The sequence below is a fragment of the Mycobacterium sp. KBS0706 genome, from assembly GCF_005938675.2.
Taxonomy (GTDB): domain Bacteria; phylum Pseudomonadota; class Alphaproteobacteria; order DSM-16000; family Inquilinaceae; genus Inquilinus.
Genome location: NZ_VCCH02000097.1, coordinates 1 through 19,183, shown reverse-complemented (window position 1 = coordinate 19,183; position 19,183 = coordinate 1). Strand labels below are relative to the sequence as shown.

Below are 19,183 nucleotides of genomic sequence, written 5' to 3'. Positions count from 1 at the left end.
GCTCGATGGGGAGCCGGGCGCAGCCTTGGAACCGGCGGTGGTCTGCCGATGCTATCCGGCGGCCGTCTCTTCGACCGTCTGCTCGATGGCGCCGAAGATGGAGTGGCCCTGGGCGTCCTTCATCTCGATCCGCACCGTGTCGCCGAAGCGGAGGAAGGATGTCCTGGGCGCGCCGGACAGGATGGTCTCGACCATGCGCTGCTCGGCCAGGCAGGAGTAGCCGAGGCCGCCCTGGGGGATCGGCTTGCCCGGCCCGCCATCCGAGTCGCGGTTCGACACGGTGCCCGACCCGATGATGGAGCCGGCCCCCAGCGGCCGGGTCCTGGCGGCGTGGGCGACCAGGGTCGGGAAGTCGAAGGTCATGTCGACCCCGGCATCGGCCCGGCCGAAGGGCGCGCCGTTCAGCTCGACCGACAGCGGCCGGTGCAGGCGGGCGCCGTCCCAGGCGTCGCCAAGTTCGTCCGGCGTCACCGCCACCGGCGAGAAGGCGGAGGACGGCTTGGACTGGAAGAAGCCGAAGCCCTTGGCCAGCTCCGCCGGGATCAGGTTTCGCAGGGACACGTCGTTGACCAGCATCAGCAGCCGGATGGCCTGCCCCGCGGCCTCGGCCGTCGCCCCCATCGGCACGTCGCCGGTGACCACCGCGACCTCGCCCTCCAGGTCGATGCCCCAGGCCTCGCTCGCCATCCGGATCGGGTCGCGCGGCGCCAGGAAGGTGTCGGACCCGCCCTGGTACATCAGCGGGTCGGTCCAGAAGCTCTCCGGCATCTCGGCGCCGCGGGCCTGCCGCACCAGCGCGACATGGTTCACATAGGCCGAGCCGTCAGCCCATTGATAGGCGCGGGGCAGGGGCGACAAGGCCTGGTGCTCGCGGAACCGGTCGCTCGGCACGGCGCCGAGCTCGAGGTCGTGCGCCAGCGCCTCCAGCCGCGGCCGCAGCAGGTCCCAGTCGTCGAGCGCGCGCTGCAGCGTCGGGGCGATGCCCCCGGCCACGGTGTAGCGGGTCAGGTCGCGCGAGACGACGACGAGGCGCCCGTCGCGCGACCCGTCCCTCAGGCTGGCAAGCTTCATCGGCCGGTTCCTTCCCGTTTGGTCTTATCGAATAGTCTTCTCCAGCCCGCTCCAGCAGGCCGGATAGTCATCCTGCAACGTCGGCAGCTCCGCTGCATAGCGCGTCAGCTGCTGCGGGAAGCGGGTCTCGAACATGAAGGCCATGGTGCCGGTCAGCTTCACCGGCTTCAGCTCGGCGGTCGAGGCCTTGGCGAAGGCGTCGGTGTCGGGCCCATGCGGCAGCATGCAGTTGTGCAGGCTGATGCCGCCGGGCAGGAAGCCCTCCTCCTTGGCGTCGTAGCGGCCGTAGATCAGGCCCATGAACTCCGACATGATGTTCATGTGGTACCAGGGCGGCCGGAACGAATGCTCAGCCACCAGCCACCGCTCCGGGAAGATCACGAAGTCGACATTGGCCGTGCCCGCCTCGCCGGACGGGGCGGTCAGCACGGTGAAGATCGACGGATCCGGGTGGTCGAAGGCGATCGCGCCGACCGGCGAAAAGGTCCGCAGATCATACTTGCAGGGCGCGTAGTTGCCATGCCAGGCGACGACGTCGAGCGGCGAGTGGCCGATGGTCGTCTCGTGGAAGCCGCCGCACCATTTGACCACCACGCGATGCGGCGTGTCCCTGTCCTCGAAGGCCGCGACCGGAGTCTTGAAGTCGCGCGGATTGGCCAGGCAGTTGGCGCCGATCGGGCCGCGGTCCGGCAGGGTGAACTTGGCGCCGTAATTCTCGCAGACATAGCCGCGCGACGGCCCGTCCACCAGCTCGACCTTGACCTTCATGCCGCGGGGAATGACGGCGATCTCGGCCGGGCCGATCTCCATGATCCCCAGCTCGGTGACCAGGCGCAGCGACCCCTGCTGCGGCACGATCAGCAGCTCGCCATCGGCGTTGTAGAACACCTCGTCGACCATCGATTCGGTCACCAGGTAGACATGCGCGGCCATGCCGGCCTGGGTGAACACGTCGCCGGCCGTGGTCATGGTCCGCATCCCGGTCAGGAAGGTCAGCGCCTCGTCCGGGATCGGCGTCGGGTCCCAGCGCAGCTGGCCCAGCGGCAGGCCGTGGCGGACGACATGCGGCGCCGTCTTCCAATGCGGCAGCTCGATCTCGCGGAACCGGCCGACATGCTTCACCGACGGCCGCAGCCGGTACAGCCAGGACCGCTCATTGGTGCCGCGCGGCGCGGTGAATGGCGAGCCGGAGAGTTGCTCGGCATACAGCCCGTAGGCGCAGCGCTGCGGCGAGTTCTGGCCCTGGGGCAGGGCGCCCTCCCGGGCCTCGGTCTCGAAGTCGTTGCCGAATCCCGGCATGTAGCGGAGCGTCATCGCATCCTCCGGTCTCGTTGTTCCGTACTTGTCCGGATATTCGTTTCATATGAAACGAATATCAATGCCAAACTGTCAGCGCGGGCGCTCCGGCCGCGATGTCTCGATGCCCGGGATGCCGGCGATCTGCTCGGCCAGGAAGTCGACCAGCAGCCGGACCCGGGCGATGCCGGCGCGTTCCGGCACGATCAGCATGTTCAAGGGAACCGGCGGCGGCGCGTAGCCCGGCAGGATAGCCTCGACCCGGCCGGCCGCCAGCAGGTCGTCGACCAGCCAGCGATGGGCGGGCCCGATGCCCCGGCCGGCGGCCAGGGCCTCACGCGCCGCGAGACCATGATCGACCCGGAAGCGCCCGCCGAACGGCACCGCATGGCGCTCGCCGTCCGGCCCATCGAGGGTCAGCGTGTCGCTGCCCGCGACATTGGTCATCCGGATGCCCTCGTGCCCTGCCAGATCCTGCGGCACGACCGGCCGGCCTCGCGCCGCCAGATAGGCCGGCGCCGCCACCATCAGCCGCCGCGACCGGCCGAGGGCGCGCAGTCTCATCGAGCTGTCGGTCAGCGGCCCCAGGCGCAGTGCGATGTCGACGCCCTCGCGCACCAGGTCGACATAGTCGTCGGTCAGGCCGAGGTCGACGGCGATGTCGGGATAGCGGTCCTGGAAGGCGAAGATCAGCCGGCTGACCTGCAGCACCCCGAAAGCCGCGGTGCAGGAGATCCGGATCGTGCCGGCCGGCGCCCCGCGCGTGCCTCGCGCCTCGTCGCCGGCCTGCTCCACCAGCCGCAGGATCTGGACGCAGTCGGCGTAGTAGCGGCTGCCTTCGTCGGTCACCGTCACGCGCCGGGTGGTCCGGCTGAGCAGCGGCACGCCGACCGCCTCCTCGAGCTCGCGCAGATGCCGGGTGATGGTCGACTGGCCGACCCCGAGCTCGCGCGCCACTGCCGACAGGCTGCCGCGCTCGGCGACGCGGACGAAGCTGCGCATGCGCTCGAGCGTGACGTCCGATCTATCCATGATCCGGCACAATCCTATCCATTCTCGATACATAGCGGATCAACCGTGGACGGGCCACCTCAGGGGTCGGTTTCCTTGAAAGGATCGCTGATCATGAAGGTTCTGCTTGTCTTCGCCCATCCCGAGCCGCGCTCGCTCAACGGCGCGCTGTGCGACGTCGCCATCCGCGAGCTCGAGGCCCAGGGCCACGAGGTGCGGGTGTCGGACCTCTACGCCGATGGCTGGAAGTCCGAGGTCGACCGCGCCGACTTCCCGTCGATGACGCCTGATGAGCGGCTCATACCGGTCGCAGCCTCCAAGAAGGCCTTCGAGGCCGATGCGCTGACCGAGGATGTCAAGGCCGAGATCGAGAAACTGCTGTGGGCCGATGCCCTGATCCTGCAGTTCCCGCTCTGGTGGTTCAGCATGCCGGCCATCCTCAAGGGCTGGGTCGACCGGGTGTTCGCCTACGGCTTCGCCTATGGCGTCGGCGAGCACAGCGACAGGCGGTGGGGCGACCGCTACGGCGAGGGGGCCTTGGCGGGCAAGCGCGCGATGCTGATCGTCACCGCCGGCGGCTGGGAGGAGCACTACGCCACCCGCGGAGTCAACGGACCGATCGACGACCTGCTGTTCCCGATCAACCACGGCATTCTCTATTACCCCGGCTACGACGTGCTGCCGCCGTTCGTGGCCTACCGGGTTGATCGTCTCGCCGAGGCAGGCTTCGAAACCGTCGCCGAGAGCCTGCGCGAGCGGATGCGGACGCTTGCGACCATCCCGCCGATCCCGTACCGGCGGCAGAACGGCGGTGACTATCTGATCCCGAGCATGCAACTCCGTCCCGGCCTGGGCGATCCGGGGGCGGCCGGCTTCGCGCTCCACCTGGACGACGCGGAGACGGCGGCCAGGGCGGCCTAGTCGTCGTTGACGGCGAGGCGGCGCAACGGTGCGGGGGCATGCAGGTCGGGCGGCACGCCGCGCCGGCGCTTCGCCGCCAGCAGCGATTCCGCGATCTCCTGCGACCGCACCGCCAGCACCGACAGCAGCGTGTCGCTGAGCCCGTGCGAGGTCTCGGACTGGCCCTGCAGATGGATCTGCGGCCGGAACTCGGGCCGGGTGCGCAGCCGATAGTCGCGGTCGACCGCGAAATCCTCGATCCAGGGGGCGAGCGCCGAGAGGAGGCGGCGCCCGCCGTCGCGCTCGTAGCCGGTCGCCAGCACCACGGCGTCGTAGCCGCGCCGTGCCGCGGTGCCGGCGAAGCCGTCGCGCACCATCAGCTCGACCGTCTCCGGTGCCGCCTCGGCCTCGGTCACCTCGCAGCGTCCGCACAAGGCCAGCCGCGGCGGCCCCTGCACCTTCTGCTGGTACAGCACGCCGTAGATCCGCTCGATCAGGTCGGCGTCGACCACCGCGTAGTTGGTGTTGCGGAACTCGCGGATGATCGCGTCGCGCTGCGCCTCGCCCTGGCCGAAGACGTAGTCGGTGAAGCCCGGATTGAAGATCTCGTTGACGAAGGGGGTGTCGTCGGCCGGCTTCAGCGCGTGGCCGCGGTAGATCAGGTCGATGCCGAGCTGCGGGAAGCGGCCATGCAGGTCGAGCGTGATCTCCGCCGCGCTCTGGCCGCCGCCGATCACGGCCACCCGGGCGGAGGGGCGGCGCGCCAGGCCCAGCCCGTGGATGCGGTCGAGATAGCCCGAGGAGTGGACCACCCGCGATTCGCCGCGGAGCCTGGCGAAAGCGGCCGGGACACGGGGGCTGCCGCCGGTGGCGACCACCAGGTTGTGCGTCCGGCGCACGGTCTCGCCGCCCGACGAGGTGCGCGACCGCACCCGCAGCCCGGTGACCACGCCCTGCGCCGTCTCCGGCTCGACCGCCGTCACCTCCTCGCCATAGCTGCAATGCTCGGCGAAGCGGGCCGCGACCCAGCCGAGATAGTCGTTGAACTCGACCCGGCTGGGGAAGAAGGTCTTGCGGTTGATGAAGGCCTCCAGCCGGCCCTTCTGGTGCAGGTAGTTGACGAAGGTCAACGGGCTGGTCGGGTCGCGCAGCGACACCAGGTCCTTGAGGAAGGAGATCTGCATGTCGCTGTCAGGCAGCAGCATGCCGCCATGCCAGGTGAAGCCGGGCTGCTTCTCGACGAAGTGGTGGCTCAGCGCCGCGCCACGCTGGCGCAGCGCCTCGTCCAGCGCGATGGCCAGGGCCAGGTTCGAGGGGCCGAAGCCGACGCCGACGACGTCGTGGATCGAATCCTGGCTCATGCCTGCGGCACCGCCTGCTTGGTGGAGGCGGCCGGCAGCCACAGCCGGTCGAAGAAGAAGCGCTCGCGCAGCAGCATCACCAGCGCCGCCCGCTTGTGCGGGAAGTCGAAGGTCTTGATCCGGACGAAGCCGGAGGTCTCGAGGTTGCGGATCTGCTGGTGATGGGCGGCCGCCGGCTCGCCGACGATGCGCTGGGTGCGGCAGTCGTCGAGCAGCATGAAATGCGTCAGCGAGGGCAGCCAGGCGCTGATGAAGCTGCGGCCGCGATAGGCGTCCTCGCCGACCACGACATGCCAGCCGCGGTCGTAGTCCTGGACGTCGTAGAACGGCGCCAGCCGGTTCTCGCGGGCCCAGTAGATCTCGAAATAGGCGAAGGGCACGCCGTCGAAGGTCGCAATCAGCGGCACCATATGCGGGTCGGCGATCAGCCCGGACAAATAGCGGCGATGCTTCTCCAGGTCGCCATCCTCGTTCCAGAAGGCTGCCACCCGCGGATCGTTCATCCATTTGTGCAGATGGCCGAGATCGTCCTCCACCGTGGCGGCGCGGAAGGCGATGGTCTGCTCCAGCCACGGGATCCAGCGGGCATAGACCGTGCCCTGCGGCTTCGGCGGCCGCTGCGGGTGGCGCTTGCCGTCGGTCATCACCTGGCGCTGCGGGAAGGCGGGCAGGTCGGGCCGGCCATGCCAGAGCTCGGCCTGCTGCATGAACAGCTCCGGCAGCACCGTCAGCGGGGCAGCGGCGGTCTCGACAGCGATGCCGCGCCGGCGCAGCGCATCGGCCAGCGCGCCGGCGCCGTCGCCGAGGTCCAGCGCCAGCCGTTCCAGCTCGGGATGCCAGCCGAACGCGGCCTCGATGGCGGCGTTCAGGCCGCGCAGGGCGGCGTCACCCGACCCGGCCGCGCCGGTCATCGCCAGGAGCCCTTCGGCCAGGCGCAGCGTCAGCGGCGCGGCGCCGGCCTGCCGCGCCGTCAGAGAATCGCCCTGGCGCGACGTCGTCACCGGGGCCTGGGAGGCAGCGTAGGACAGGAAGGTCGTGCCGGGCTGCGGAATGGGTATGGCGTCCATCGTCTTCTCCTTCCGCGACCGCAGGGACTCTGCCGGTTCCGGCATGCCAGCGGCCGCCGGCAAGCGGCGGATTCGTCTCGTCTGGTCTGGTCGCCGCTTCCCGGACGAGGGGCGGGGAAGGGCGAAAACGGGCTTGACTTGCAATGCAACTGCAACTCATTATCATTCATAGCCAGAAGGAAACGGGAAGTCCAGGCACGTTGTCGGCCCCCCGGTTTTTCTCTTCAAGCCAACGGAAAGCGCTGAAGACCAGAACAAGATGTCAGGCCGTCACAATTCGGCAGGGCGTCGCATGGTTGTGTCTGCGTAATTCGTAAAATTTTCTCCACCTCTGCATACGATATCGGCGAGGAGTGCCTGATGGCCTTCGATCGGGACGACACCGTGTTTCACGTCGTGGTCAATCACGAGGAGCAATACTCGATCTGGCCCGACTATAAGGAGATCCCCGAGGGCTGGACCGCCGTCGGCAAGACCGGCCCGAAAGCCGAGTGCCTGGCCTATATCGCCGAGGTCTGGACCGACATGCGGCCGCTGTCGCTGCGCCGCCACATGGACGGCGCCGCTAAGACGGACCTGCCCCAGGCCGACACCGCCGCCCGGTGATCGGATGAACGGCGGCCCGTCCGCCATGCTTCGAGTTGAGTGCCCACGCCATGGATGCCGTGACCACCGCCACGCTGACGATCCGCCCTCTGCGCGACGAGGGCCCTCTGCCGCTGCTGGTCGAGCCCGCCGCAGGGACGCTGTCGCTGATCGAGGCCCTGCCGGAGATCCGTCCGCTCGTCGAGCGCCATCTGAGCGTCGAGGGCGGGCTACTGTTCCGCGGCTTCGCGCTGGACGGCGCCGACGCCTTCCGCGGCTTCGCTGCCGGCTTCGGCCACCCGCTGCTGACCTACGAGTTCGGGTCGACCCCGCGCAGCAAGGTGACGCAAGGCGTCTACACTTCGACCGAGTACCCGCCGCACCAACACATCCCGCTGCACAACGAGCAGGCCTACACCCGGGACTGGCCGATGAAGATCTGGTTCTACTGCCAGCAGGCGGCGCCGGAGGGGGGCGAGACGCCGATCGCCGACAGCCGCGCCGTCTACCGCGCCATGCCGCCGGCCCTGCGCGACCGCTTCGCCGAGATGGGGCTGATGTATGTGCGCAACACCGGCAACGGCCTCGACGTCTCCTGGCAGCAGGTGTTCGGCACCGAGGATCGCGGCGAGGTCGAAGCCTATTGCCGCGGCCACAACATCGACTGCGAATGGAAGCCGGATGGCGAGCTGCGCACCCGCCAGCTCTGCCAGGGCACGATCGCCCATCCGGCGACCGGCGAGATGCTCTGGTTCAACCAGGCCCATCTGTTCCATGTCTCGAACCTGGAGCCCGAGGTGCGGTCGACCCTGATGGAGCTGGTCGACGAGCCGGACCTGCCGCGCAACGTCTATTACGGCGACGGCTCGCCGATCGAGGACGAGGTGCTGGCCACCGTCCGCGAGGTGCTGGAGGCGAACAAGATCAGTTTCCCCTGGCAGGCGGGCGACGTGCTGATGCTCGACAACATGCTCACCGCCCATGCGCGGGCGCCGTTCAAGGGACCGCGCAAGGTCATCGTCGCCATGGCCGAAGCGCACGGTCTGCACTGACGCTCCGAGCCGGAGAAAGCCGTGTCGCTTCTCGGAATGCTGATCCGCGGGTCGCGGGTCCTGTTCGCGGCCGCCATCCTGGCTAGCCTGGCCTGCGGGGTGGGCGGCGCCATCCTGGTGCTGCTGATCAACCGCGCCCTGCACGCGCCGGCCGAGGCGCTGCCGCAATGGCTGCTGCCCTTCATCGCCGCCGCCCTGCTGGTGATGGTGGCGCAGGTCGCCTCGCGCGCCCTGTTCGCCCGGCTCGGGCAGCGCGCGCTCGGCGGGCTGCGGCAGCACATCGCCGAGGCGGTGGTGGCGGCGCCCTACCGGCGGCTGGAGGTGGTCGGCCGGGCGCGGATCCAGTCGCTGCTGACCGATGACGCCTCCGCCATTGCCACCTTCTGCATGGGCCTGCCGATCCTGGTGACCAACGGGGTCGTCATCCTCGGCGTCCTGGCCTATCTCGCCACCCTGTCCTGGACCTTCCTGCTGCTCGCGGCCGGGGTGATGGTGCTCGGCTCGATCGGCCATCAGCTCAGCTACCGCCGCGTGCTCGGGCATTTCCGCGAGGCGGGCCGCGGCCAGGACCGGCTGTTCGGCCAGTTCGAGGCCCTGAACGGCGGCGCCAAGGAGCTGAAGCTGAACGCCGGCAAGGCGCGCCGCTTCCTTGACATGGTGCTGGCGGAGGCGATCGACGCGGTCGCCAAGAGCCGGATCCGCGGCCTGTCGCTGCTGGCCTTCGCCGATGGCTGGGGCCGGCTGCTGTTCATGGCGACGATCGGCACGGCGCTGTTCGCCCGGATCTGGATCGCGCCGGGGGATGCCGGTGTCGTCACCGGCTATGTCATCGCCTTCCTCTACATCATGGGCCCGCTGGAAGGGCTGCTGGCCAACATCCCGCATATCGGCATGGCCCGGTGGCGCTGGGCCGCATCGGCGACACGCTGGGCCAGCTGGGGGCTGCCAAGGGCGACCAGGCACCGATGCCGGCCGGTGCGGAGGTCACCCTGGCGCTGGAGGGCGTCACCCACGGCTATTACGACGAGCGCGAGGACGAGGTCTTCACCCTCGGGCCGATCGACCTGACGCTGCGGCCTGGCGAGATCACCTTCCTGGTCGGCGGCAACGGCAGCGGCAAGACCACGCTGGCGAAGCTGGTCACCGGCCTCTACGTGCCCGAGGCCGGCACCATCCGCGTCGACGGCCAGGCCCTGGCCGTGCCGGGCGGCGAGGCGCACCGGCAGCTGTTCTCGGCCGTGTTCTCCGACTTCCACCTGTTCGAGACGCTGCTGGAGGCGGCGGAGGGGTCGCTCGACGACCGCGCCAACACCTGGCTGCGGCAGCTCCATCTCGACCACAAGGTCGCGGTCGCGGGTGGTGCCTTCTCGACCCGCGACCTGTCGCAGGGCCAGCGCAAGCGCCTGGCGCTGGTGGCGGCCTGCCTCGAGGACCGGCCGGTGATGGTGTTCGACGAATGGGCGGCCGACCAGGACCCGCAGTTCAAGGACGTGTTCTACCGCGAGATCCTGGCCGAGCTGAAGGCGCGGCGGAAGACCGTGCTGGTCATCACCCATGACGACCGCTGGTTCCCGCTGGCCGACCAGCTGGTCAAGCTCGATCGCGGTCAGGTGGTCGAGCGCGTCGGCCCCGCGGCCGCCGGGCCGGCGCCGGTCCGAGCCGCCAACGGCCACGATCTTTCCCTCTCGCCGGTGTCATGAGGTTCGCCGTGAGCGACGCTGCCTTCGATCTCCGCCCGCGCCGCGACGCCGCCGCCCCGCTGGCGCTGGACTACGCCGACGCCGAGACGCTGGTCGAGCTGCTGCGCCGCCGCGCCGCGGCCGATGACGGCGGGCCGGCGCTGCGCTTCCTGACCGATGGCGAGACGGTCGGCGACACCCTCGACTACCGCGCGCTGGACCTGCGGGCGCGGGCGATCGCGGCCCATCTGCAGTCCGTCGCGGCGCCGGGAGACCGGGCGCTGATCCTGCTGGACAGCGGACCAGACTATGTCGCCGCCTTCTTCGGCTGCCTCTATGCCGGGGTGATCGCCGTGCCGGCCTATCCGCCGGAGGGCATGAGCCGCCACCATGTCGAACGGCTGCAGGGCATGGTCGAGGATGCCGGCGCCCGCCACCTGTTGACCGACCGATCGCACCGCGCGTCGGTCGAAGCCCTCCGCGGCGGCCAGGATGGCGTCGACGTGATCTCCGTCGATACCCTGTCCCCGATCCTGGCCGAGACCTGGCGGCCGCATCCGGCGACGGGCGAGGACATCGCCTTCCTGCAATACACCTCGGGCTCGACCGCGAACCCGAAGGGCATCGAGGTCACCCACGCCAACCTGATCGACAACCAGCGGATGATGGTGCATGGCTGCGGCGTCACCGCCGACGACGTGCTGGTCTCCTGGCTGCCGCTCTATCACGACATGGGGCTGATCGCCGGGATGATCCTGCCCTTCTTCGCCGGCGTCCCGCTGGTGCTGATGGCGCCGCAGCACTTCCTGGCCCGGCCGGCGCGCTGGCTGGAGGCGATGCAGCGCTTCGGCGGCACGCTCAGCGGCGGCCCGGATTTCGCCTACCGCCTGTGCTGCGAGCGGGTCAGCGACAAGACCCTGGCCGGGCTCGATCTGCGCTCCTGGCAGTTCGCCTTCTCCGGGTCGGAGCCGGTGCGGGCCGACACGCTGGCCGATTTCGCCGCCCGTTTCGCGCCGGCCGGCTTCCGCCGCGAGACGCTGGCTCCGGCCTACGGCCTGGCCGAGGCCACGCTGACCATGTCCTGCAGCCCGCGGCCGCACGCCTATGTCACGCTGCGCGTCGACCCGAAGGCGCTGGCGGCGCACCGGGTGGTGCCGAGTGGCGCGGGAGTCGAGCTTGTCAGCAGCGGCCGGCCGATCCGGCCGGAGCAGCTGCGCATCGTCGATCCCGGGACGCTGGAGCCGCTCGGCGAGGGCACGGTCGGCGAGGTCTGGGTGACCGGCGGCAGCATCACCCGCGGTTACTGGCGCAACGAAACGGCGACGCGCGAAGCCTTCCTGGACCATGACGACGGCGTCTGGCTGCGCAGCGGCGACCTCGCCTTCCTGCATGAGGGCGAGCTGTTCATCACCGGCCGGCGCAAGGACGTGATCATCATCCGCGGCCAGAACCGCTACCCGCAGGACATCGAGAAGGCAGTCGAGGCCGGTGTGGCCGGGGTCCGCAAGGGCCGGGTCTCGGCCTTCGCAATCGAGTATGACGGCCGCGAGAGCATTGGCGTCGCGGTCGAGATCAGCCGCACCACGCAGGGCAAGACGGTGCCGGAGGTGCTTGTCGAGGCGATCGACCGCGTCGTCGCCGACGAGCAGCAGGAGCCGGCGGCGCTGGTCGCGCTGCTCGACCCCGGCACGCTGCCCAAGACCACCAGTGGCAAGCTGCAGCGCTCCGCCTGCCGCGAGCGGCTGGCCTCGGGCGAGCTGCAGGCCTGGCATCTCTACCGCCGCCCATCGGCCTGCGACGGGGCGCAGGACCGGGAGCCGCCGCGGGACGGCACCGAACAGCGCCTGGCCGCGATCTGGACCGAGCTGCTGGACTGCGGTCCGATCGGCCGTGGCGACCAGTTCCTGGCTCTCGGCGGCCATTCGCTGCTGGCGATGCAGGCGATCGACCGGATCCGAGCCGAATTCGGCGTCGAGCTGCCGCTGCGCGAGATCTTCGCGCCGCACAGCCTGGCCGCGCTCGCCGCCCGGTTGGACGCGGCGCCGCACCAGGCGCCGGAGGCCGGCCTGCCGCCGGTCACGGCCGAGCCGCGGCAGCCGGAGATGCCGCTGTCCCTGGCGCAGCAGCGCCTGTGGCTGGCCGAGCGTCTGGCGGAGGAGGCGGCCCGCAGCGCCTACAACCTCACCGGCCAGCTGCGCCTGACCGGCCCGCTGTCGCGGCCGGCGCTGGAACGCGCACTCCACGGCCTGCTGGTGCGGCACGAGATCCTGCGCACCGCCTATCCGGAGGATGCCGACGGCGTGCCGGTGGCCCGGGTCGATGCCAAGGCCGCCCTGGCGCTGCCGGAAATCGATCTCTCCACGCTCGACCCGGCTCGGCGCGAGGCGCGGCTGGCGGAGATCGAGGCGGAGGAGGCGCGGCGGCCTTTCGACCTGGCGGCGGCGCCGCTGCTGCGCGCCACCCTGCTGCGGCTCGGGCCGACGGAGCACAGCCTGCTGCTGGGCCTGCACCACATCGTCGCCGATGGCTGGTCGATCGGCGTGCTGATCGACGATCTGGGGGCGCTTTACCAAGCGGCGCTGGAGCACGGCCCGGCCGAGCTGGCGTCGCTGCCGGTGCAGTATCTCGATTACGCGCTGTGGCAGCGCCGGCTGCTGCGGGGCGAGGGGTTGGACCAGCAGAAGTCGTTCTGGCGAGACCGCCTGGCCGGCGTGCCGCACCGGCTGGAGCTGCCAGCCGATCATCCGCGCCCGGCCGTGGCCTCCCAGGCCGGGGACAGCGTCCGCTTCAGCCTGCCGGGCCCGCTGGTGGCGCGGCTCGAGGCGCTGGGCCATGCCCGCGGCGGCACGCTGTTCATGGTGCTGCTGGCGGCGTTCGAAACCCTGCTGCACCGGGCGACCGGCGCCACCGACTTCGTCATCGGCACCGATGTCGCCGGCCGGCCGCGGCGCGAGCTCGACCGGCTGGTCGGCTTCTTCGTCAACGTCCTGCCGCTGCGCGCCCGGCCCGCCGCAACACTGCCCTTCGCCGAGCTTCTGGACCGGGTGCGTGAGGATGCGCTGCAGGCCTTCGAGCAGCCGCTGCTGCCCTTCGACCAGATCGTCGAGGCCGCCGGCACGCCGCGCGACCGCGCCCGCAACCCGTTGGTGCAGGTGCTGTTCGTGCTGCAGAGCGCGCCGCGCGGCCGCTTCGGCGTCGACGGCCTGACGGCGGAGCTGCGGCCCGCTCAGGCGCATGGTTCCAAGTTCGACATGGCGCTGTTCCTCGACCCGCTCGGCCCCCGCGCCGCGCAGGGGCTGGAAGGCGAGTGGGTCTTCGCCACCGACCTGTTCGCCCGGCCGCGTGTCGGGCGTCTGGTGGCCGCCTGGACCGCTCTCCTGGAGCAGATCGCCGAAACCCCGGACCGCTCGCTGAGCGGCTTCACCCTTCTCTCACTGGAGGAACCCGCGATGTCGTCGTCCGCGTCGCCGTCCGCAACCACCGCCCGCATGGGCGCCAAGCTGGACAAGCTGAAGAAGTTCGCCTCGCCTTCGGCCCGGCCGGCGGCCGCCGCGGCGCCGGCGCGCGAGCTGATGCGGACCTCGTCGCTGACCCCGGGCGCGGTCTTCCCGCTGGTGGTCGAGCCGGCCAGCGCCGATCTCGACGCCGTGGCCTGGGCCGCCGCCCATCGCGACCAGGTCGAGGCCTGGCTGCGGCGCCATGCCGGCCTGCTGTTCCGCGGCTTCGGCCTGACCACGCCGCAGGAGTTCGAGGCCTTCGCCGAGGCGCTGCAGCCCGGCCTCTACGGCTCCTATGGCGACCTGCCGAAGAAGGAAGGCGGCCGCAACACCTACCGCTCCACGCCCTATCCGGAGCGGAAGATGATCCTCTACCACAATGAGAGCTCGCACCTGCCGCGCTGGCCGCGCAAGCAGTGGTTCTTCTGCGAGCAGCCGTCGCCGGTCGGCGGCGCCACCCCGATCGTCGATTGCCGCGAGATGCTCCGGCGCCTGCCGGCGGAGCTGGCGGAGCGCTTCGCCGGCCTGGGCCTGACCTATGTCCGCACCTTCACCGAGAATCTCGACGTCGACTGGCGCGACTTCTTCAAGACCGACAGCCGTGAGGAGGTCGAGGCCCGCTGCCGCGCCGCCGGGGTCGACTTCGCCTGGAGCGGCCAGGACGAGCTGCAGACCCGCACCCGCTGCCCGGCGGTGATCACCCACCCGCTGACGGGCGAGCGCTCCTTCTTCAACCAGGTCCAGCTGCACCACACCCGCTGCCTTGACGCCGATGTACGCGAGGACCTGCTGGCCATGGTCGGCCCGGAGCGGATGCCGCGGCAGGTGTTCTACGGCGACGGCTCGCCGATCGAGGACGAGGTCATGGACCTGATCGGCACGCTGTACGAGGCCTGCGCCGTGCGCTTCGACTGGCGCCGCGGCGATGTGGTGATGCTCGACAACATGCTCGCCGCCCATGCCCGCGACCCGTATGAGGGGCCGCGCCGCATCGTCGTGGCGATGGGCGACATGGTCGACCGCAGCAGCCTGGAGGGCGCGCGATGACCGATCTCGCCCTCTCCGCCGGGACGGAGACCTGGCCGCTCGGCCCCGAGCAGCGCGTCGCCGCGGAGCATCCTGAGGCCGCCGCGATCCTGATCGTCGCCATCTCCGGCGACCTCGACGAGGCGCGGCTGCGCACCGCCCTGCTGCGGGTCGCCGGCCGGCACGAGATCCTGCGCACCGCCTTCGTCGTGGTGCCCGGCTTCCGCGGCCTGCGCGCCCGGCCGCTGGAGGCGCCGGCGGAACCGGCATGGTCGGTGCTCGACCTGCGCGGCCGGGCGGATGCAGCGGAGGCCATGGCGCGGGACCTGGCGGCGGAGGACGGCTTCGATCTCGGCTCCGGCCGGACCTTGCGAGCTGTACTGTATCGCCTGGGTGATGCGGAATGGCAGCTGGTGCTGCTGGCCTCGCCGCTGGTGGCCGATCGCGGCGCGCTCGAGCTGATCCATCGAGCGCTGCGCGACGAGTACGCGGGTGCCGCCGTCCCGGCCAATGAGGATGGCGTCGCCTATGCGCAGTATGTTGAGTGGCGCGCCGAGATGGCGGCCGACGAGGATGCCGCCGAGGGCCGCCGCTACTGGCAGGACCATCTCGGCCCCTCGGTGCCGCCGGTCCTGCACCTGCCCTATCGCCATCGCGAGGCCGACCCTGCCGTCCCGGCCCGTCGCGAGGCCGCGATCGACGCCGCCATTGCCCGGCGGCTGGCGGATTTCGCCGCCGGGCGCGGCATCGGGCTCGATGCCGTGCTGCAGGCGGCGTGGTGGGCGCTGCTGGCCCGCATCTCCGGACGGGCCGAGCTGGTGGCCGGCTGGCAGCATGATTGCCGCCGCGACTACGACGCCTTCGCCGAGACCGTCGGCCCGTTCGACAAGGTGCTGCCGCTGCGGATGGCGGCCGACCCGGCCGAATCCTTCTCTGCCTTCCTGGATCGCCTGGCTCCGGTGCTCGACAGCCATCGCGGGTGGCAGGAGCATTGGGCGGTCGAGCCCCCCGGCCGCAACGACCATCTCGTCGCCGGCTTTTGCATCGCGAGCCATGGGGCCGCTGACGGTGCTTGGCGCCTGGTCTCGGCGGACGGGTTGCAGCCCTTCGAGCTGGCGCTGCAAGCCCATCTGGCCGAGGACGGCAGCCTCCGCGCCGTCGCCCTCCATTGGGACGGCGGCCGCTATGACGACGCGGCGATAGCAACGCTGCTGGAGCAGGTCGTGACCCTGCTCACCGAGCTGCCGGACCAGCTTGAGACGCCGCTCGGCACCCTGTCGCCGGTGGGCGCGGCGGAGCGGGCGCGGCTCCTGGCCTTCGACGCCACGGCGCAGGCCCCGGCGCCCGGCCCGTCGCTGCCGGCGATGATCGCCCGCTGGGGCCGCGAGACCCCGACGGCGCCGGCCCTGGCCGGGAACGGCGTCAACCTCGACTACGCCGGTTTAAACGCACGTATCAACGGGTTGGCGTCCTGGCTCGTCGCCCATGGCGTCGGCCGTGAGTCCGTGGTCGCACTCGACATGGCGCGCTCTCCGGACATGGTCGTCGCCCTGCTTGCCGTTTGGCGCGCCGGCGGCGCCTATCTGCCGCTCGACCCGCAATGGCCGCAGGCGCGGCGGCAGCTGCTGCTCGACCAAGCCCGGCCGGTGCTGGTGCTGACCGACGCGGTCGACCCGGTCGTCTCCGGCACGATTCCTGTCCACCCGCTGGCTGCGGCGATGGCGGAGCCCGCCTCGGCGGCGCTGCCCGACCTCGGCGAGGACGACAGCGCCGCCTATGTCCTGTTCACCTCCGGCTCGACCGGCACGCCAAAGGGCGTGGTGATCGAGCACGGCCAGCTCCGCACCTATGTCGAGGCGGCCAGCGCGGCGCTCGGCCTCGCCGGCTGCCGGCGCTTCGCCCTGACCTCGACCGTCGCCGCCGATCTCGGCAACACCGCGCTGTTCGGCGCGCTGCGCCTCGGCGCCTGCCTGGCGGTGGCGGACGAGGCGGAGATGGCCGACGGCGCCGCCTTCGCCGGCTTCCTGCGGCGGCACGAGATCGACTGCGCCAAGCTGGTGCCGTCGCATCTGGCGGCGCTGCTCGACGCGCCGGAGCCGGCCCTGCCGGCCACGCTGATCCTCGGTGGCGAGGCCACGCCGAGAGCGCTGGTCGAGCGGATCCTCGCCGCGGCGCCGCAATGCCGGGTGTTCAACCACTACGGCCCGACCGAGACCACGGTCGGCGTGTTGGTGCATGCCCACGACTGTTTGGCCCCGGCCTGGGCGGGCGAGGCGCTGCCGCTGAGCCGCCCCCTGGCCGGCAGCGAGGTGCTCGTGCTCGACGCCGAGGGTCGGCTGGCGCCGACCGGCGCGGTGGGCGAGCTTCATATCGGCGGGGCGCAGCTCTGCCGCGGCTATCTGCATGGCGACCCGGCCGGCGCCTTCGTCGACCACCCATTCCGCGAGGGCCGGCGGCTCTACCGCAGCGGCGACTTGGCCCGGCACTTGCCGGACGGTCGCCTGCAGGTCGTCGGCCGGGCCGACCACCAGGTCAAGATCCGCGGCTTCCGGGTCGAGCCGGGCGAGGTCGAGGCCGCGCTGCAGGCGCTCGACGGCGTCCAACAGGCGGCGGTCGTGGTGCATCGGCCGGAGGGCGGAGAGGCACGGCTGGTCGGCTTCGTCACCCTGGCCTCGGGCGACTCCGCGGCGCTGCGCCATGCCCTAGCGGTGCGCCTGCCGGGACCGATGGTGCCGGCGCAGATCGTGGCGCTCGACCGGATGCCGCGCCTGGCCAATGGCAAGATCGACCGCCGCGGCCTGCCCGATCCGGCGGCGCTGGCCGAAGCCGGCGCCAAGGTGGCGCCGCGCGACGCGGTCGAGACCCTGCTGCGCCAGGTGGCGGCGGAACTGCTGGAGCGGCCGGCCGAGGCGATCGGCGTCACCGACGACTTCTTCGACATCGGCGGCAACTCGCTGCAGGTGATCAAGCTGGTCGCCCGTATCCGCAAGCTGTTCCAGCTCGAGGTGCCGCCCGGCATCGTCTTCGACCATCCCAGCATCGCCGCCCTGGCCCAGGCGCTGCGCGGCCATGCGGCGCCCGGACGGATCGACCAGATCGCCGCGCTGCGCCTCAGCCTCGACGGCATGAGCGAGGCCGAGCGGGCGGCGCTGCTGGAGAAGGCTCGTCAGGCCAAGGCTCTCTGAAGATCATGAACGATATCGACGCCGACGCGCTGCTCGCGCTGCTGCTGGACGACGCCGCCGCGGATACGGATGCGATCCGTCCGCGCGACGGCGGGGCCTCGGCTCCGCTGTCCTTCCAGCAGCAGCGCCTGTGGTTCCTGCAGCACTACGATCCGGAGGGGGCGGCCTACAACTCGGTCCGCGCCCTGCGGCTGCGGGGGCGGCTGGACGTGCCGGCGCTGGAGGCCGCGTTCCGCCGCCTGGTCGAGCGCCACGCCGTGCTGCGCACCCGTTTCGAGGGCGGCGACGGGGAGCCGCGGCAGGTGGTGCTGCCGGAGGTCGATGTCGCGATCGAGCATGCCGTGCTGCCGGCGGCCGGCGCGCCGGGCACGGAGCAGGCGCTGTCCGCCTGGCTGCAGGTGCGGATCCGTCGGCCCTTCGACCTTGCCCGGCCGCCGCTGCTGCGCGTCGCCCTGGCCCGGCGCGGCGAGACGCCGGACGGCGATGGCGAATGGGTGCTGCTGCTGGTGATGCACCACATCGTCGTCGACGCCTGGTCGACCGCAATTCTGGTGCGCGACCTCGCCCAGGCCTATGGCGAGGCGCTGCGCGATCCGTCCCGCAGGGGACGGCCGCTGCCCGCCCAGGCGCTCGACTATGCCGACTATGCTGCCTGGCAACGCCAGCGCTTCGCCGGCGAGCGCCGCGGCCAGGCCCTGGCGCGGTGGCAGGAGTATCTCGGCGACGACGTGCCGGTGCTGGCGCTGCCGACCGACCGGCCGCGTGACGGCGGGGGCAACCGCCCCGGCGGCCGCATCGATTTCGCGCTGCCGCCGGACCTGGTCCGGTCGGTCCAGGCCCTGTGCCGGGAGGAGGGCTGCACGCCCTTTGTCGTCCTGCTGGCGGCATGGCAGTTGCTGCTCGGCCGCCTCTCCGGCCAGTCGGATTTCGCCGTCGGAGTCCCCAACGCCGCGCGCGGCCGGGCCGAGGTCCAGGGCCTGCTCGGCTTCTTCGTCAACACCCAGGTCTATCGTGTCCGGCTCGATCCGCGCCTGAGCGTCCGGGCGCTGTGCCGCCGGCTGCGCGGCGAGGCGATGGCCGCGCTCGACCAGGCCGACGTGCCGTTCGAACTGCTGCTGGACGGGCTCGGCATCGTCCGCGATGCGTCGCACACGCCGCTGTTCCAGTCGTTGTTCAATTTCCGCACCACGCGCGATGCGGCGCCTCTGGCGCTGGATGGGGTGACGGCCGAGGTGATCGATATCGACACCCGCACCGCCCAGTTCGACCTGTCGCTGGACGTGGCCGCGGACGGGCCCGGCATCGACTGCCGGGTCGAGTTCGATTCCGGCCTGTTCGACCGGTCGACGGTGGAGCGCTGGCGCGACAATTTCCTCAGGCTGCTGCAGCAGGCCGCGGCGCATCCCGACCGGCCGCCGGCGCGGCTGGACCTTCAGACCGATGCGGACCGGCA

General features: G+C 71.3%; 13 protein-coding genes. 8 read left to right on the top strand and 5 right to left on the bottom strand.

The annotated features are described in order from the left end of the window. Window positions 1-51 precede the first annotated feature (51 nt). The 3 genes from FFK22_RS34000 to FFK22_RS33990 all read right to left on the bottom strand — a co-directional run bounded on the left by FFK22_RS34000 (window position 52) and on the right by FFK22_RS33990 (window position 3,399). Window positions 52-1,071 (bottom strand): fumarylacetoacetate hydrolase family protein, encoded by a 1,020-nt coding sequence (locus tag FFK22_RS34000; RefSeq protein WP_138892244.1) that lies wholly within the window; start codon window positions 1,069-1,071, stop codon window positions 52-54. A gap of 24 nt (window positions 1,072-1,095) precedes the next feature. Continuing rightward, a complete protein-coding gene (gene hmgA / locus FFK22_RS33995) occupies window positions 1,096-2,385 on the bottom strand; it encodes a homogentisate 1,2-dioxygenase (protein ID WP_138892243.1) in 1,290 nt (429 codons plus the stop codon). A gap of 75 nt (window positions 2,386-2,460) precedes the next feature. Further along, entirely contained in the window at window positions 2,461-3,399 is a 939-nt protein-coding gene (locus FFK22_RS33990) for a LysR family transcriptional regulator (RefSeq protein WP_138892242.1), read from the bottom strand. A 93-nt stretch (window positions 3,400-3,492) separates the two neighbouring features. Between FFK22_RS33990 and FFK22_RS33985 the strand changes: the two genes are divergently transcribed. Continuing rightward, window positions 3,493-4,299: an NAD(P)H-dependent oxidoreductase gene (locus FFK22_RS33985; protein ID WP_138892241.1), complete on the top strand. Its 807-nt coding sequence runs from the start codon at window positions 3,493-3,495 to the stop codon at window positions 4,297-4,299. Here FFK22_RS33985 and FFK22_RS33980 read toward each other — a convergent pair. Then, window positions 4,296-5,639: a lysine N(6)-hydroxylase/L-ornithine N(5)-oxygenase family protein gene (locus FFK22_RS33980; protein ID WP_138892240.1), complete on the bottom strand. Its 1,344-nt coding sequence runs from the start codon at window positions 5,637-5,639 to the stop codon at window positions 4,296-4,298. The two genes, FFK22_RS33985 and FFK22_RS33980, sit on opposite strands and share 4 nt — an antisense overlap. Beyond that, window positions 5,636-6,706 carry a GNAT family N-acetyltransferase gene (locus FFK22_RS33975; protein ID WP_138892239.1) on the bottom strand — a complete coding sequence of 357 codons (1,071 nt, stop codon included), beginning with the start codon at window positions 6,704-6,706 and terminating at the stop codon, window positions 5,636-5,638. The genes FFK22_RS33980 and FFK22_RS33975 overlap by 4 nt, the downstream gene beginning before the upstream one ends. Before the next feature lie 360 nt (window positions 6,707-7,066). On the opposite strand from FFK22_RS33975, the gene FFK22_RS33970 reads away from it, so the two are divergent. From FFK22_RS33970 to FFK22_RS33945, 7 genes are all read left to right on the top strand, one after another. Next, window positions 7,067-7,312, top strand: a complete 246-nt coding sequence (locus FFK22_RS33970; RefSeq protein ID WP_138892238.1) for an MbtH family protein — start codon at window positions 7,067-7,069, stop codon at window positions 7,310-7,312. 50 nt (window positions 7,313-7,362) lie between these two features. Further along, window positions 7,363-8,343 carry a TauD/TfdA family dioxygenase gene (locus tag FFK22_RS33965; RefSeq protein WP_138892237.1) on the top strand — a complete coding sequence of 327 codons (981 nt, stop codon included), beginning with the start codon at window positions 7,363-7,365 and terminating at the stop codon, window positions 8,341-8,343. A 21-nt stretch (window positions 8,344-8,364) separates the two neighbouring features. Continuing rightward, window positions 8,365-9,411, top strand: coding sequence for an ABC transporter transmembrane domain-containing protein (locus FFK22_RS44060; protein ID WP_221939057.1), 1,047 nt, complete (start codon window positions 8,365-8,367; stop codon window positions 9,409-9,411). After that, entirely contained in the window at window positions 9,309-10,043 is a 735-nt protein-coding gene (locus tag FFK22_RS44055; protein WP_221939056.1) for an ATP-binding cassette domain-containing protein, read from the top strand. The genes FFK22_RS44060 and FFK22_RS44055 overlap by 103 nt, the downstream gene beginning before the upstream one ends. Before the next feature lie 8 nt (window positions 10,044-10,051). Beyond that, window positions 10,052-14,566 (top strand): condensation domain-containing protein, encoded by a 4,515-nt coding sequence (locus FFK22_RS33955; protein ID WP_221939055.1) that lies wholly within the window; start codon window positions 10,052-10,054, stop codon window positions 14,564-14,566. Then, a complete protein-coding gene (locus tag FFK22_RS33950; protein WP_138892235.1) occupies window positions 14,563-17,730 on the top strand; it encodes an amino acid adenylation domain-containing protein in 3,168 nt (1,055 codons plus the stop codon). The genes FFK22_RS33955 and FFK22_RS33950 overlap by 4 nt, the downstream gene beginning before the upstream one ends. A 5-nt stretch (window positions 17,731-17,735) precedes the next feature. Beyond that, window positions 17,736-19,183 (top strand): condensation domain-containing protein (locus tag FFK22_RS33945; protein WP_306770212.1); only part of this gene is annotated, 1,448 nt, incomplete at its 3' end.

What these genes read in the sequence shown, in the direction of transcription:
- FFK22_RS33980 (WP_138892240.1), bottom strand. Translation starts at nt 5,639, where the DNA reads ATGAGCCAGGATTCGATCCACGACGTCGTCGGCGTCGGCTTCGGCCCC.
- FFK22_RS33985 (WP_138892241.1), top strand. Translation starts at nt 3,493, where the DNA reads ATGAAGGTTCTGCTTGTCTTCGCCCATCCCGAGCCGCGCTCGCTCAAC.
- FFK22_RS33965 (WP_138892237.1), top strand. Translation starts at nt 7,363, where the DNA reads ATGGATGCCGTGACCACCGCCACGCTGACGATCCGCCCTCTGCGCGAC.
- FFK22_RS44055 (WP_221939056.1), top strand. Translation starts at nt 9,309, where the DNA reads ATGCCGGCCGGTGCGGAGGTCACCCTGGCGCTGGAGGGCGTCACCCAC.
- hmgA (WP_138892243.1), bottom strand. Translation starts at nt 2,385, where the DNA reads ATGACGCTCCGCTACATGCCGGGATTCGGCAACGACTTCGAGACCGAG.
- FFK22_RS33990 (WP_138892242.1), bottom strand. Translation starts at nt 3,399, where the DNA reads ATGGATAGATCGGACGTCACGCTCGAGCGCATGCGCAGCTTCGTCCGC.
- FFK22_RS34000 (WP_138892244.1), bottom strand. Translation starts at nt 1,071, where the DNA reads ATGAAGCTTGCCAGCCTGAGGGACGGGTCGCGCGACGGGCGCCTCGTC.
- FFK22_RS33975 (WP_138892239.1), bottom strand. Translation starts at nt 6,706, where the DNA reads ATGGACGCCATACCCATTCCGCAGCCCGGCACGACCTTCCTGTCCTAC.
- FFK22_RS33970 (WP_138892238.1), top strand. Translation starts at nt 7,067, where the DNA reads ATGGCCTTCGATCGGGACGACACCGTGTTTCACGTCGTGGTCAATCAC.
- FFK22_RS33950 (WP_138892235.1), top strand. Translation starts at nt 14,563, where the DNA reads ATGACCGATCTCGCCCTCTCCGCCGGGACGGAGACCTGGCCGCTCGGC.